The sequence below is a fragment of the Lactobacillus sp. OTU4228 genome (assembly GCF_001006945.1).
In the GTDB taxonomy this organism is placed as follows: domain Bacteria; phylum Bacillota; class Bacilli; order Lactobacillales; family Lactobacillaceae; genus Lactobacillus; species Lactobacillus amylovorus.
Map to the genome: position 1 here is coordinate 1 of NZ_CDLD01000027.1, position 400 is coordinate 400.

General features: G+C 40.8%; 1 other RNA gene. It reads right to left on the minus strand.

Features of this window, described 5'->3' with window-relative positions:
• Positions 1-318: RNase P RNA component class B (rnpB, locus tag BN1206_RS09500), an RNA gene on the minus strand; the annotation flags it as partial.
• Between the last annotated feature and the right edge of the window lie 82 nt (positions 319-400).

Below are 400 nucleotides of genomic sequence, written 5' to 3' on the forward strand. Positions count from 1 at the left end.
GTAGTCATCTATCTTTATTGCAAAGCAACAACTCGGTCTTTAGTTCATTTTCTTAGACCGAAGCTCCCCCACCAAATTTGGGTTTCACGCTCGCAGGGTTTACCTCGTTCCACCAAGATCATTTCTGACCTTGCTTCGTCACTGTGGCACTTTCCAGGATAGTAATGCATGTCATAAGATTTAGCACTTTTTCCGCCGTAAAAGTCAAAAGACTTTTCTCCAGCTTATTAGGCTGAATACGAACACTACAAGCATCGCAGCTTGTGCGTGCGTGGACTTTCCTCAACTAACATCAGTTAGCCGCGCCTACTCGAAATTCACACTGTTAATCATTATAGCAAAAATTTATGCTTTAAGCCAATCAATAAATACACCAATTGTTGTTGCTAAAGATTTATTC